Source organism: Lysobacter sp. P5_C4 (genome assembly GCF_054049695.1).
In genome coordinates this window covers 69,711-81,821 of record NZ_JBFULX010000005.1, presented here as the reverse complement: position 1 = coordinate 81,821, position 12,111 = coordinate 69,711, and the positions used below count along the sequence as shown (strand labels likewise).

Here is a 12,111-nt window from a genome sequence, read left to right as displayed (position 1 = left end):
TGCCGGCATGCCGGCACCGCGCGATCTGATCGTCCTGCGCCCCGAGGGGCTGTATTGCCCCGCGGGCGGATTCCACATCGATCCGTGGCGCCCCGTTCCGCGCGCGGTGATCACGCATGGCCATGGCGACCACGCACGCGGCAGCATGGGCGAATATCACGCCACGCGCGCGGGACTGCCGATCCTGCGCTGGCGCCTGGGCCTGGAAGAACGCATCGCCGCCTACGAGTACGGCGAGTCCTTCATGCTGGGCGATGCCCGCGTGTCCTTCCATCCCGCGGGGCATGTGCTGGGGTCGGCGCAGGTGCGGATCGAAGTCGATGGCGAAACCTGGGTCGCTTCGGGCGATTACAAGCGACAGCCCGATCCCACGTGCGCGCCGTTCGAAGTCGTGCCATGCGATGTGTTCATCACCGAGGCGACCTTCGGTTTGCCGGTGTATCGCTGGCCCGGGACATCGGAGGTCGCGCGCGAGATCGTCGAATGGCGCGAAGAGTGCGCGTCGCGCGGCGCCTCGGCGGTGTTGTTCTGCTACGCGCTCGGCAAGGCGCAACGCATCCTCGCCGAATTGATGGCGCATACCGAGCGGCCTGCCTGGCTGCATGGCGCGATCGCCGCGGGCGTGCAGGTGTATCGCGAATGCGGCGTGCCCTTGCTCGAAACGCGCCTGGTCAGCGATGAACAACGCGGTGCGGATTTCGCGGGCGAACTCGTGCTCGCACCGCCGTCCGCCGCGGGCAGCGCGTGGATGCGGCGCTTCCGCCACGCGCAGACGGGGTTCGCCTCGGGGTGGATGCGCATTCGCGGCAACCGGCGGCGGCGCAACCATGATCGCGGGTTCGTGGTGTCCGATCATGCGGACTGGCCCGACCTGCTGCGCACGATCCGCGAAACCGGCGCGCGTCGCGTCATCGCAACGCACGGCAACACCGATGCCCTGGTGCGCGCCCTGAACGAACACGGCATTGCGACCGAAACCTTCTCGACGCAATTCGGCGGCGACGACTGATGCGCCGTTTCGCCGCCCTGTATCGCCGCCTGGATCGCAGCACGGCGACGTCCGACAAGCGCGCCGCCCTCATCGACTATTTCCGCGAAGCACCGCCCGAAGACGCCGCGTGGGCGCTGTGGCTGCTGTCGGGCGGGAAGATCGGCGGCGCGCGCGCGAAGATCGCCGGCACCAACGAGTTGCGCGATTGGATCGCCGAAGCGAGCGGCGACCCGGCGTGGTTGGTCGAGGAGAGCTATCACCACGTGGGCGATCTCGCCGAGACACTGACGCTGCTGTTGGACGATCCGCCGCCGGGCGCTCGCGACGACACGCCGCTGCATGTGTGGATCGAGCAACGCCTGCTCGGCGTGGCCGGGACCGATGCCGCCACGCGACACGACGTGATCGTCGGCGCGTGGCGCGCACTTGCCTACGACGAGCGCCTGGCGTTCAACAAGCTGCTCACCGGCGCATTACGGGTGGGCGTCTCGCAGCGCCTCGTACAGCAGGCGCTCGCCGAAATGAGCGGCATCGACATCGCACGCATCGCGCAACGCATGCTCGGTGCGTGGTCGCCCTCGCGCGCCTTCCTGCGCGACCTGCTGACCGAGGGCGAGTTGCCCGGCGATCGGGCGCAACCCTATCCCTTCTTCCTCGCATCGCCGTTGGAGGCCGCGCCCGAATCGCTCGGCCCGATCACCGATTGGCTGCTTGAATGGAAGTGGGATGGCATCCGCGTGCAGTTGATCCGCCGCGGCAGCGACGTCGCGTTGTGGTCGCGCGGCGAGGAACGCCTGGACGGCCGATTCCCCGAGATCGAACACGCACTCGCCGCGCTCCCGGGCGACGCCGTCATCGACGGCGAATTGCTCGGTTGGCGCGAAGGCGATGCGCCGCTTCCCTTCACCGCCCTGCAGACGCGCATCCAGCGTCGCAAGCCCGGCGCCAAGATCCTCGCGGACACGCCTGCTCGGGTCCTCGCGTACGACCTGCTGGAACGCGATGGCGTGGACCTGCGCGCGATACCGTTGCAGGCGCGACGCGCCGCCCTGGCCGAGCTGCTTGCAGCACACGCCGATCCGCGCGTGGTGATCTCGCCCGAAGTGATCGCGCCGGATTGGGATGCGGCCGCCGCCTGGCGCATCGGAGCCCGCGAGCGCGGCGTCGAAGGCCTGATGGTCAAGCGTCGCGCGTCGCCTTACCAGGTGGGCCGGCGTCGCGGCGATTGGTGGAAGTGGAAGATCGACCCGCTGACCATCGACGCGGTGCTGTTGTACGCGCAATCGGGCCACGGCCGGCGCAGTGCGCTCTACACCGACTACACGTTCGGCCTGTGGGACGGCGAGGCGCTCGTTCCCGTCGCCAAGGCCTACTCGGGACTGGATGACAAGGAGATCCTCCAACTCGATCGCTGGATCCGGGCGAACACGATCGAACGCTTCGGCCCCGTACGTTCGGTGACGCCGTTGCATGTGTTCGAGCTGGGGTTTGAGGCGGTGAATCGTTCGACGCGCCACAAATCCGGCATCGCCGTGCGCTTCCCGCGCATCCTGCGCTGGCGACGCGACAAGCCGGCGGCGGAAGCCGATCGTCTCGACACCTTGCAGGCGCTGGCGCGATGAAGGCGTTGAACGCGTGGTTCGCATCGCAGGGATGGACGCCGCTGCCGTTCCAGCGCGAGATGTGGAAGCGCTGGAAGGCCGGCGAATCCGGCCTGCTGCACACGCCCACCGGCAGTGGAAAAACGCTCGCGGCCTTCGGTGGACCGCTGCTAGACGCACTCGCCGACGCGCCGGCGACACCGCGCAAGAAGAATGCGACGCGGCCCCTGCGCTTACTGTGGATCACGCCCCTGCGCGCACTGGCGACCGACACGCTGCGCGCCTTGCGCGAGCCGGTGGATGCGCTCGGCCTGGATTGGCGCATCGGCTTGCGCACCGGCGACGCGAGCGCGCGCGATCGACGCCTCGCGCGCGCGGGGCAGCTCGATGCACTGGTGACCACGCCCGAATCGCTGTCACTGCTGCTCTCGTATCCGGACACGGCGGCGCAGCTGTCGGAACTGCGCACCATCGTCGTCGACGAATGGCACGAACTGCTCGGCAACAAACGTGGCGTGCTGCTGCAACTGGCCTTGGCGCGCGTGAGGGCCTTGGCGCCCGCACTGCGCATCTGGGGGTTGTCCGCGACCCTGGGAAATCTGCAGGAAGCCCGCGACGTGTTGTTGCCGCACGCGCCCGATGCCGCACTCGTCTCGGGCCTGCCGCCGCGCACGCTCACACTCGACACCTTGCTGCCCGAAGCCGGCGAACGGTTCCCGTGGGCCGGTCATCTCGGCCTCGTGCAACTCTCCCGCGTGGTCGAGCGATTGCTGACGACCGGCACGAGCCTGCTGTTCACCAACACGCGCTCGCAGGCCGAGCTCTGGCATCGCGCCTTGTCCGCCGTGTGGCCCGAAGACCAAGGCACGCTGCTCCTGCATCACGGATCGATCGACGCGAAACTGCGCCAGGCCGCCGAAATCGGCTTGCGCGACGGTACGGTGCGTTGCGTGGTCGCGACATCGAGCCTGGACCTCGGCGTCGATTTCCCCGCGGTCGACCAGGTGTTCCAACTCGGCAGCCCGAAGGGCATGGCGCGCCTGCTACAGCGCGCGGGCCGCGCGCGACATCGCCCCGGCGAGCCGGCGCATGTGGTCTGCGTGCCGACGCATGCACTCGAAATGCTGGAATACGCCGCGGCGCGCCAAGCGCTGGCCCATGGACGCGTCGAACCACGCATGCCACCGCGCCTGTCGCTCGACGTGCTCGCGCAGCATTGCGTGACGCTGGCGCTCGGCGGCGGATTCGGTGCCGAGGCCTTGTTCGACGAGGTGCGCGGCACGCACGCATTCTCCGAACTCGATCACGCGACGTGGCTGGCGGTGCTGGACTTCATCGTGCAAGGCGGGTCGGCGCTGTCGCATTACCCCGACTACCGGCGCGTCGTGGTCGACGAGGACGGCCGTTACGTCGTCGAGGATCGCAGGGTCGCGTACCGGCATCGCCTGTCGATCGGCACGATCACCAGCGACGGCAGCGTGGCGGTGAAGTTCCTGCGCGGCGGTGCGCTCGGTTCGGTGGAGGAAAGTTTCATCTCGCGGTTGCGGCCGGGCGATCGTTTCCAGTTCGCCGGCCGCACGCTCGAGTTGATTCGCCTGCACGAGATGACGGCGCAAGTGCGGCTGGCCAAGCGCAACGACGGCATGGTGCCCAAGTGGCAGGGTGGCCGCATGCCGTTGTCGGGCGAATTGGGGCGCGAAGTCGAACGCGTGCTCGCGGGCGTGGTTTCCGGCGAGACCGATTCTCCCGAAGTCCGCGCGTTGCAGCCGCTGCTGATGCTGCAGCACGCCTTGTCCGCGTTGCCAGGCCCGGATCATCTGTTGTGCGAGTGGGTGAAGACGCGCGACGGGCGCCATCTGTTCGTCTACCCCTTCGCCGGCCGCGCCGTGCATGAAGGGCTGGCTGCGCTGCTGGCCTTGCGCTGGGGACGGCGCGTGCCCAACTCGTTTTCGTTCGCGGCGAACGACTACGGCCTGGTGCTGTCGGCGCAGGCGGAGGTCGATGTCGAGTCGTCGCTGATCGCCGAACTGCTGCGCCCCGACGCCCTGCTCGACGATCTGACCGACAGCTTCAACCTCACGGAACTGGCGCGTCGCCAGTTTCGCGAGATCGCGCGCGTCGCAGGATTGCTGCCGCCGTCCCTGCCCGGTCGAACACCGCGCTCGATGCGCCAACTGCAGGCCTCCAGCGGTTTGCTCTACGACGTGCTCGCACGCCACGACCCCGGGCACCTGTTGTTGACGCAGGCGCAGCGCGAAGTCTTCGCGCAGCAGCTGGACGTCGTGCGGCTCGCGCATACGCTGGATGATTGCGCGCGCCGCCCCATCGCGCTGCATCGCCCCAAGTCGCTGACGCCGCTCTCGTTTCCCTTGTGGGCGGAAAGCCAACGCGGCCACCTGAGTACGGAAGACTGGCGCGCGCGCGTCGAACGCGTCGCAGCGCAACTGGAACGCCGCCATGGCTGATGCGATGGATGTCGTCATCGCAGGCGAACCGTTGCGCTTGCTCGCCGATCGTGCCCTCTACTGGCCCGCGCGCAATCGTCTGTTGCTCGCCGACCTGCACCTCGGGAAGGCCGACATCTTTCGGCGCTTCGGCATCGCGTTGCCCAGCGGCGGCACGCGCCTGGATCTGTCGCGCATCGCCGCGCTTGCGCAGGCCACGGGGGCCGACACCGCATGGGTCCTCGGGGACTTCCTGCATGGCGGCATCGAGTCGCCGCAATGGCGCGCGGGTTGGGAGGCCTTCCGCGCGGCGCATCCGCACTTGCGCATCGGCGTGCTCGCCGGCAACCACGATCGCGCACTCGTGCGTGCGAATCTCGACATCGACCTGCTCGGCGATGCGATCGACGATGGCCCGTTCTCGCTGCGCCACGCACCCGATGCGCGCGCTCCAGCGCACGTGCTGTGCGGCCACTTGCACCCGACGGTCCGCGTCGAAGGCCTTCCCGGCCGGTGGCCTGCGTTCTGGTTGCAAGCGCGCACTTGCGTGCTTCCGGCTTTCTCGGCGTTCACCGGCGGGCGGACGCCGGAGTTGCACGCGCGCGACGGTCTCGTCGCCTGCGTGCACGACGCGCTGTTACGGCTGGCTTAGTTACTGGCGAGGGCCGAGCGACGCAAACAGATCGCGGATGTCGCTCTCCTGCGATGGCTCGAATTCGACACCGAGATCATCCAGCCCCACGCGCGTGACATGACCGCGCAACGTGATCGATTCCTCGGCGTCGCCATTCTCGAAATACAGCCGCAGCGTCGCGCCGTTTTGCGGCGACCAGTGCTGCGGCAGCGTGACGCGCGCGCCGCCCAACGACAGATCCAGCAGGTGCGAATCGAGCTTGTGCCCGTTCGGCCGCACGAGGATGGCGCGCACCATCTGCTGGCGCGGATAGCGGCGGCGGTCGTCGTGTTGTTCGTCGCTCATGGCGCCGGCGAATCTAGCGCGGGCTGCGTGAAGCCGACGCTCAGGCGGGGTAGACCAGTTTTCGTCCTTCGACCAGCAGCACGCCTTGCGCCTGGAGCGCCTGCAACATCGTATCGATCTGCGCTTCTTCGAACGGTGGGTTGAAGGCCGACAGCCAGGAACGCAGCGTCTTCACCGTCCGCGGCACGGCATGTTTCATGCCTTTCAGGCGATCGACCACTTCCTGCAGGCGTGGCGGCGTCGCGGACTTCTTCGCGGCGGCCTTCTTCGCCGGTTGTCTTGCGGCTTGCTTCGCAGGCTGCCTGGCGGGTGGCTTGGCCGGCGTTTTCGCAACGGCCTTCGCCGCTTTCGCCACGGGTGCAGGCTTCGTCGCAGGCAGCTTGACCAATGCGCCCGGGATCGTCGCCACGCGCTTGCACGCGATGCCGAGCTTGTCGAGGTGCTTCACCAACGGATCGAAACCGGTGTCCCTGGAGACGATGACGAAACTCGCACCCGGCTGCTCGGCCGCCAACTTCCCCATGTAGAACGCGATGTGGAAATCGAGCGCGTCCTTGCCGTTGCCGACGATCGGGATGTATTGCGCATTCGGCCCGAAGGCCTGCACCGCCTGCACGAGCCCGAGTTCCAGCCGCGTCTGGTGCTGCCCGAGGAAGACCAGGATGCGCCACTCGCCCGGCTTCAGTGCGCCGAGGTTGTCGGGCTGCACGTTCTCGAAATCGACGAGGAGGTATTGGTTGGCCATTGCGACTTCCGCGGCGGTGACCGCGGAAGTCTAGGCCAATGCGCGTTCTCAGATCTTCAACGCGCCGCCTTCGATGATCGGTTTGCCGTCCAGCGTCACCGTGCTGCCCGGCAGCGAGACGGTCTGGCCGTAGGACACGGTGTTGTCGCCGCCGGCCCACGTGTTGTTGCCGGTGCCCACGGTGATCGTGCCCGCGGGCACCCAGTTGCCGACGGTCGCGTTCGCGGGGAACTTGATGTTCGGGTTGATGCCGAAGTCGACGAAGCTGAAGTCGTCCTTGTGCGTATCGTCGACGGCGTCGTATTCGGCCTTCATGCCGGCGAAGCCCGGGCCCGTGCCGGTCATGCCCGTCACCTTGCCGTCCTTGAAGGTCAGCGTGAGGTTGTCGATCTGCTGCCCGCGATAGAAGGCGCGCGTGTTGACGAGCTTGCCGTTGGCAGTGCCCGCGACGGGCGTGGTGTAGACCTCGCCCGCAGGCAGGTACACCGCATTCGCCGCGCCACCGGCCTGCATGTCTTCGGCGGAAATCACGCCGTCGCTCACGCCGACGGGACGTCCCTTGACGTTCACCGTGAGGTCGGTGCCGTTGGGATGGGTGATGTGGATTTCGCTGCCGCCGGCGAGGATGCCCTTCACCTGCGCGCCGCGTTTGACGAGGTCGGCGTAGTCCAGGTTCACGCCGCCCCAGAACAGCTTCGACAGTTCGTCTTCGGTGACACCGTAGCGTTCGGCGCGCCATGGCGTCGGATACAGCGAGTTGCCGACTTCCAGCGTGCGCACGCCCTTGCGCTGGTAGAGCGCACCCATGCCTTCGTTCGCCTTGCCGCGCGCGGCCATGCGCTTGGGGTCGGCGCCTTCGAACAGATTTTCCGTTGCGCCGTTGCCCAGCGTGATGATCACGTCGACCACGTCGGCCAGGTCCGCCGACAACTTGTCCTGCTGCGAATCCCACTTCTCCGGCACGTCGAAGAACATGCGCCTGGCCAGGCGATCGCTGCTGTAATCGATCATCGGGAAGGCGCCGACCTTGCGCGCGGCGATCGCGATGTCTTCCAGCAATTCGGCATCCGTCGCGCGGCCGGTGATGAACACCACTTCGCCTTCCTTCACGGCCGCGTTGGCGACGAGGCGGTCGGCGAGTTTGTCGAAATCGGTGGGCGCGGGTTTCGTCGCGGCGGCGGTGGTCGTGGCCGGCGCGGGCGCAGTGGCGGTCGAGGACGAAGGCGTCGTCGACGTGGGCGTCTCGTGCTTCTGGCAACCGGCGATCAACGTGGTCGCGAGGGCGGCCGCCAGGGCGGTCGTGGTCAGATGGCGTGTCATGGCGGGGACCCTCATCACCCGGGGCGGGCGATTGGGCCAACGCATGCGCCGCGGCCGGTCGGACACCGCCGGTCGTCGCGGTGAACGCGCGCCGACGCACGGTTCCCTAGACTGGCTGCATGGCTCGCCGCAAACGTTTGCCCCGCGCGTTCTACCGCCGCGACACCCTCCACGTGGCGCGCGACTTGCTCAACAAGATCCTCGCGATGCCCGACGGCCGCGCAGGCCGCATCGTCGAGGTCGAGGCGTATCTGGCGGGCATCGACCCGGCCGCGCACACCTTCCGCGGGCGCACGCCGCGTAACGCCACGATGTTCGGCGAGCCCGGCCACATGTATGTCTACTTCACCTACGGCATGCACTGGTGCGCAAATGCGGTCGCGTGGGATCAGACACCCGGCGCCGGCGTGCTCATCCGTGCGCTGGAACCGATCGCGGGCCTGGATCTCATGCACGATGCGCGCGGCGGCGTTTCCGAACGTTTGTTATGCAGCGGACCGGCGCGCCTCACGCAGGCACTCGGCATCACCGGCGTGCAGAACGGCGCGGACCTGGTGAAGGGCGATGGCCCGCGCATCCTCGACGACGGCACCGCGCCGCCCTTGCACCCCATCGCGACGCCGCGCATCGGTATCAGCGCCGGACAGGAACATCTGTGGCGGTTCGTGGTGCCGCACAACCTGCATGTGAGCCCGGCGCGCGTGAAGCAGGTGCAGGCCTGACTCAGTCGCGATCGAAGGCCTGGAACGCCGCGATCGCGCGCGCGATGCCGTCATCGTCGACGTCCAGGTGCGTGACCATGCGGATGCGCGGCATGTAGCCGATCGACATGCGGATGCCGGCGTTGTCCATGTGTTTGCGGAAGGCGTCGAGTTTGTCCTTCGGCACGTCGATGAACACCATGTTGGTGTGCTGGGCGGCGACGGTGACGTGCTTCAAGCCTTGCAGGCCATCAGCGAGGGTTTTTGCGCGGCGGTGATCGTCGGCCAGGCGTTCGACATGATGGTCGAGCGCGTGCAGGCACGCCGCAGCCAGCAATCCCGCCTGGCGCCAGCCACCACCGGCGACCTTGCGCCAGCGCTTCGCATCGTCGATCAACGCGCGTGAACCGACGAGCACCGAGCCGACCGGCGCCCCGAGGCCTTTCGACAAGCACACGGACACGCTGTCGAAGTGCTTCGCGATCTCCCGCGGCGCCACGCCGTCGGCAACGGCGGCGTTGTACAAACGCGCACCGTCCAGATGCAGCTTCAATCCGCGGCGGTCGCACAGCGCGCGCGCTTGCGCGAGGTACGCACGCGGCAGCACACGGCCATTCCACGTGTTTTCGAGGCACAGGATCTTGGAACGCGCGAAATGCGGATCGACCGGCTTGATGGCGCTCTCGACTGCCGTCAGCGGCAACGTGCCGTCCTCCTCCTGCACGATGGGCTGCGGCTGGATCGAACCGAACACCGCCGCGCCGCCGCCTTCGAACTTGTAGGTGTGCGCATCCATGCCGACGATGTATTCATCGCCGCGCTGGCAATGCGCGAGCAACGCGAGCAGGTTGGCCTGCGTTCCGCTTGGCGCGAACATCCCCGCTTCGAAACCGAGGTCGTGCGCAAGGCGTTCCTGCAGTGCGTTGACGGTCGGATCTTCGCCATACACGTCGTCGCCGACGGGCGCGCGGAGCATCGCTTCGCGCATGGCGGTGGTGGGGGCGGTGACGGTGTCGGAGCGCAGGTCGATGGGGTTCATCGGCGCAGCTTACTTCAGACGGTTTCGTGCGCCAGCCCCATCAGCCGTTTGTGCACCGGCTTGCCGTGGTCGGTGATCACCATGACGCCGGTGAAGCGCAAGTCTTCGGCCAGCGCCGCCAGGTGTTTGTCGACTTCCTTCGCCAGTTCGAAGACCTCGGCGTCGTCTGCGCGGCGGCCCTGCGTGGTCATCTGCGCCTGCAGGTCGCTGCGGAAATCCACGAAGGCCGAGAGGCGCCGCACGTCGTCGAAGAACTGGCTGAGGATCACGCGCTGGTCGACGTTGCGGCACAGCGAGGTGAAGTGCCCGTGGCTTGCGTACCACACGGCGGTTTCCAGGTCGGCGTGCAGCAGCCGCGGGCAATGCGTGCTGCCGACCAGGCGCAGGATGCGCTTGGCCTCCGCCGTGTTTTTCACCACCGAGCCGAGGATCGAGTCGATCACGCGTTCGTATTCGGCGAGCTGCAGGGCATCGCGCTCGACGGTGTCCTCGTGCTTGCGCCGGCGCTCGAAGATCAGCGCCAGCCAGATACCGACGAACACGGCGAGCACGCCGCTCAACGTCTGCACGATGAACGACCACGCCATCTCGCTGAACATGACGGCTCCGCGCGTTATTCCGCGGTGGTCGGATCGATGATGGTCGCGACCTGGGTGACGCGCGTCACCGGGAAACTGCCGAGGCGGCCGTGCTCGCGCACCATCTCCTCGTCGGGCGCGACATACACGCAATACAGGGCGTCGCCGGTGACGTAGCTTTGCACCCACTGGATTTCGGGGCCGAGCTGGCGCAGGACGCCGACAGAGCGACGCGCCAGGCTCTGCAGTTCCTGCTCGGTCAGGTTCGATGCACCGGGGACTTCACGTTCGATCACGAACTTGGGCATTGGGAATTACCTCCGTGACTAAACAACGCGCCGGGGGTATTGGACAGGCCGCGCTGTGGCCACGGCCGTTCGCCTGCCGTTCGAATTCCCTCACGACCCCGCGATGACGCCTTGCGATCTCCGCCGCGCAAGGACGGCGGCGCGCCCGGCCGAAGCGAGCAGGTAGAGGAGCGTGGCCACCTCGGCGATCACCAGCCCCGCCACCGCGCCTTGCCAACCGAAGGGCGACACGAGGACGACCGCCGCGACCACGCGCAAGGCCGCGCCCAACCACAGGCCATGCGTGAACGCGTCGCCGCGCCCGGCGAGGATCGCGGCGTTGCCGAGCATGCCACGTGCGAAGTCGAGCAACGGCAGCCAGCACAACCACGCGAGCACGTCGGCCGCGAGTTCGAACTGCGGCAGGAACGCCCGCAACAACGGCGACAGCCCGAACAGGGCCGCCCCCGCCAACACCGCGTACGCCGCGGGCCACCACAGGGCGCGTCGCCAGAAGGCCCGGCGCTTGCCCGGCGCGGCATGCAACAACCCGGGCAGTGCGCTCGCGATCGACGCCTGCAGCGGGAAGCTCACCAATTCGACGACACGCTGCGCGAGGAAGAGCATCCCGGCCGTGGCCGGGTCGATGATCCGCATCACGATGGGCTTGTCGCCGTGGGCGAAGATGCGGTCGGCCATGCCGCCCTCGCCGTAACGGAAGCCGACGCGCACCAGGCGCCGCACCGCATCCCAGGAGCGAGGCGCGTCCTTGCGCGGAACGACGTACGCACCGCAAGCGACCAGCGTCGAGATCCCCAACGCGGTCGCGACCCACGCATCCAGCGTGAGAACGACACCCCAGGCGAGCACCGCGAGCACCGCCAACAGGCGCAGCGCATGGGGCGCGGCCTGCCAGAACAACCGGTGCGATTCCCGGCCCTGGCCATGTTCGAAGCTCGCGCGCATTTCGGCGAACCCCATCATCACGATCTCGGCCAGGCCCACCGCGAACCACAGTCCCCAACCGCGCCCGTCGTTCGCGATCAGCACCATCGCGCCCATCACCACCAACGCACACGGCAACCCGATGACGATGAGCGTGCGCGTCCACAAGGTGGCGATCTGTTCGCGCGTACTGCCGAACGCGCGATGGCTGTTGTGGTAGACGACCGCGGGCCCGCTCACCAGCAGCGGCGCAAGGCACGCTGCGATCGCCACGGCGGTGACGTAGCGTCCGTAGTCTTCGGGGTTGAGTGCGAGCGCAAGCAGCAACAGGGTCGCCGCGTGGACACAGGTGCGCGTCCATTGCCACGCGCGCAACTGGAGCAACGGTGCATTCATCGAGCCAGATCCTTTGGCCAGTTCGTCCGGCGTCCCGTCGAACGTCCCCGATGCGATGTGCAACGCGCGCGAACGCGAGCGCCGT

Annotated in this window: 12 protein-coding genes; 5 read left to right on the top strand and 7 right to left on the bottom strand. The window is 67.9% G+C overall.

The features are described 5' to 3' along the window. Window positions 1-7 precede the first annotated feature (7 nt). The 4 genes from ACXJJ8_RS12920 to pdeM are packed head-to-tail and all read left to right on the top strand — an operon-like array spanning window position 8 to window position 5,688. Entirely contained in the window at window positions 8-1,009 is a 1,002-nt protein-coding gene (locus ACXJJ8_RS12920; RefSeq protein ID WP_499030736.1) for a ligase-associated DNA damage response exonuclease, read from the top strand. Further along, window positions 1,009-2,613, top strand: coding sequence for an ATP-dependent DNA ligase (locus ACXJJ8_RS12915; protein ID WP_499030734.1), 1,605 nt, complete (start codon window positions 1,009-1,011; stop codon window positions 2,611-2,613). The genes ACXJJ8_RS12920 and ACXJJ8_RS12915 overlap by 1 nt, the downstream gene beginning before the upstream one ends. Continuing rightward, on the top strand, window positions 2,610-5,057 hold the full coding sequence (locus ACXJJ8_RS12910; protein ID WP_499030731.1) for a ligase-associated DNA damage response DEXH box helicase: 2,448 nt from the start codon (window positions 2,610-2,612) through the stop codon (window positions 5,055-5,057). The genes ACXJJ8_RS12915 and ACXJJ8_RS12910 overlap by 4 nt, the downstream gene beginning before the upstream one ends. Continuing rightward, window positions 5,050-5,688, top strand: coding sequence for a ligase-associated DNA damage response endonuclease PdeM (gene pdeM, locus ACXJJ8_RS12905; protein ID WP_499030728.1), 639 nt, complete (start codon window positions 5,050-5,052; stop codon window positions 5,686-5,688). Before ACXJJ8_RS12910 ends, pdeM begins: the two co-directional genes overlap by 8 nt. On the opposite strand, the gene ACXJJ8_RS12900 is transcribed toward pdeM, so the two are convergent. Genes ACXJJ8_RS12900 through ACXJJ8_RS12890 form a run of 3 tightly spaced genes read right to left on the bottom strand, consistent with a single transcriptional unit; the run spans window position 5,689 to window position 8,080 of the window. Further along, window positions 5,689-6,015: a PilZ domain-containing protein gene (locus ACXJJ8_RS12900; RefSeq protein ID WP_499030726.1), complete on the bottom strand. Its 327-nt coding sequence runs from the start codon at window positions 6,013-6,015 to the stop codon at window positions 5,689-5,691. It abuts the gene before it with no gap. A 40-nt stretch (window positions 6,016-6,055) separates the two neighbouring features. After that, window positions 6,056-6,760 (bottom strand): PIN domain-containing protein, encoded by a 705-nt coding sequence (locus ACXJJ8_RS12895; protein WP_499030725.1) that lies wholly within the window; start codon window positions 6,758-6,760, stop codon window positions 6,056-6,058. Between the two features lie 48 nt (window positions 6,761-6,808). After that, on the bottom strand, window positions 6,809-8,080 hold the full coding sequence (locus ACXJJ8_RS12890; RefSeq protein WP_499030723.1) for an aminopeptidase: 1,272 nt from the start codon (window positions 8,078-8,080) through the stop codon (window positions 6,809-6,811). A gap of 119 nt (window positions 8,081-8,199) precedes the next feature. On the opposite strand from ACXJJ8_RS12890, the gene ACXJJ8_RS12885 reads away from it, so the two are divergent. Beyond that, window positions 8,200-8,802: a DNA-3-methyladenine glycosylase gene (locus ACXJJ8_RS12885; protein ID WP_499030722.1), complete on the top strand. Its 603-nt coding sequence runs from the start codon at window positions 8,200-8,202 to the stop codon at window positions 8,800-8,802. A gap of 1 nt (window position 8,803) precedes the next feature. On the opposite strand, the gene ltaE is transcribed toward ACXJJ8_RS12885, so the two are convergent. The 4 genes from ltaE to ACXJJ8_RS12865 form a co-directional block, all read right to left on the bottom strand. Continuing rightward, entirely contained in the window at window positions 8,804-9,820 is a 1,017-nt protein-coding gene (gene ltaE / locus ACXJJ8_RS12880; protein ID WP_499030719.1) for a low-specificity L-threonine aldolase, read from the bottom strand. A 14-nt stretch (window positions 9,821-9,834) separates the two neighbouring features. After that, window positions 9,835-10,419, bottom strand: coding sequence for a hypothetical protein (locus ACXJJ8_RS12875; protein WP_499030717.1), 585 nt, complete (start codon window positions 10,417-10,419; stop codon window positions 9,835-9,837). A gap of 14 nt (window positions 10,420-10,433) precedes the next feature. Next, window positions 10,434-10,706, bottom strand: a complete 273-nt coding sequence (locus ACXJJ8_RS12870; protein ID WP_499030714.1) for a DUF4242 domain-containing protein — start codon at window positions 10,704-10,706, stop codon at window positions 10,434-10,436. Window positions 10,707-10,796: 90 nt separating this feature from the next. Continuing rightward, complete coding sequence (locus ACXJJ8_RS12865) at window positions 10,797-12,026, bottom strand: lipopolysaccharide biosynthesis protein (protein WP_499030713.1); 1,230 nt, start codon at window positions 12,024-12,026, stop codon at window positions 10,797-10,799. Window positions 12,027-12,111: the final 85 nt, after the last annotated feature.

Excerpts from the sequence above, each read along its gene's own strand:
- ltaE (WP_499030719.1), bottom strand. The coding sequence starts at position 9,820 with ATGAACCCCATCGACCTGCGCTCCGACACCGTCACCGCCCCCACCACC.
- ACXJJ8_RS12885 (WP_499030722.1), top strand. The coding sequence starts at position 8,200 with ATGGCTCGCCGCAAACGTTTGCCCCGCGCGTTCTACCGCCGCGACACC.
- ACXJJ8_RS12875 (WP_499030717.1), bottom strand. The coding sequence starts at position 10,419 with ATGTTCAGCGAGATGGCGTGGTCGTTCATCGTGCAGACGTTGAGCGGC.
- ACXJJ8_RS12900 (WP_499030726.1), bottom strand. The coding sequence starts at position 6,015 with ATGAGCGACGAACAACACGACGACCGCCGCCGCTATCCGCGCCAGCAG.
- ACXJJ8_RS12895 (WP_499030725.1), bottom strand. The coding sequence starts at position 6,760 with ATGGCCAACCAATACCTCCTCGTCGATTTCGAGAACGTGCAGCCCGAC.
- ACXJJ8_RS12920 (WP_499030736.1), top strand. The coding sequence starts at position 8 with ATGCCGGCACCGCGCGATCTGATCGTCCTGCGCCCCGAGGGGCTGTAT.
- pdeM (WP_499030728.1), top strand. The coding sequence starts at position 5,050 with ATGGCTGATGCGATGGATGTCGTCATCGCAGGCGAACCGTTGCGCTTG.
- ACXJJ8_RS12890 (WP_499030723.1), bottom strand. The coding sequence starts at position 8,080 with ATGACACGCCATCTGACCACGACCGCCCTGGCGGCCGCCCTCGCGACC.
- ACXJJ8_RS12910 (WP_499030731.1), top strand. The coding sequence starts at position 2,610 with ATGAAGGCGTTGAACGCGTGGTTCGCATCGCAGGGATGGACGCCGCTG.
- ACXJJ8_RS12915 (WP_499030734.1), top strand. The coding sequence starts at position 1,009 with ATGCGCCGTTTCGCCGCCCTGTATCGCCGCCTGGATCGCAGCACGGCG.
- ACXJJ8_RS12865 (WP_499030713.1), bottom strand. The coding sequence starts at position 12,026 with ATGAATGCACCGTTGCTCCAGTTGCGCGCGTGGCAATGGACGCGCACC.
- ACXJJ8_RS12870 (WP_499030714.1), bottom strand. The coding sequence starts at position 10,706 with ATGCCCAAGTTCGTGATCGAACGTGAAGTCCCCGGTGCATCGAACCTG.